At 62.5% G+C, this 453-nt stretch carries 1 pseudogene; it reads left to right on the top strand.

Annotated features, from left to right (window positions below):
• A pseudogene (locus tag NW213_RS16845) lies at positions 1–453 on the top strand (RHS repeat protein); the annotation flags it as partial.

Raw genomic sequence — 453 nt, 5'->3', positions numbered from 1 at the left:
TGTTTCGAGTACGCTTCCGCCGGACGCCTGTCGGGCATCATATCCTCCCGTGGCGAACGCCTGAAAGTGGAAACCGACGGGCTGGGCCGTGTATGCTGCGTGTCCGTCCGGCAGGACAACGAGGAGGTCAGACTGGTCCGCTACCGGTACGACGGACGGGGCGACATGGTGGAGACCACCGACGCGCTGGATGTCAGCAAGCATTTCGTCTATGCCGGCGGACACCTGCTCGTGCAGCTCACCAACCAGGGAGGCATGTCCTTCCATTGGGAATATGAAGGCAGGGGCGAAAACGCCCGGTGCGTGCATACGTGGGGCGACGGCGGCGTGATGGAATACTTCATCCGCTACGCCAAGGGGTGCACCCGCATCCGCAACGGCGAGGATGCCGGGACCGAATACTACTACGGAGAGGACAGGCTCATCTACAAGATCGTGGATGCCAACGGCGGG

Source organism: Bacteroides sp. ET336, from assembly GCF_024733815.1.
GTDB lineage: Bacteria > Bacteroidota > Bacteroidia > Bacteroidales > Bacteroidaceae > Phocaeicola > Phocaeicola cellulolyticus.
Note: the sequence above shows the minus strand (reverse complement) of the source record. Positions and strands in the feature narration are given on the sequence as shown.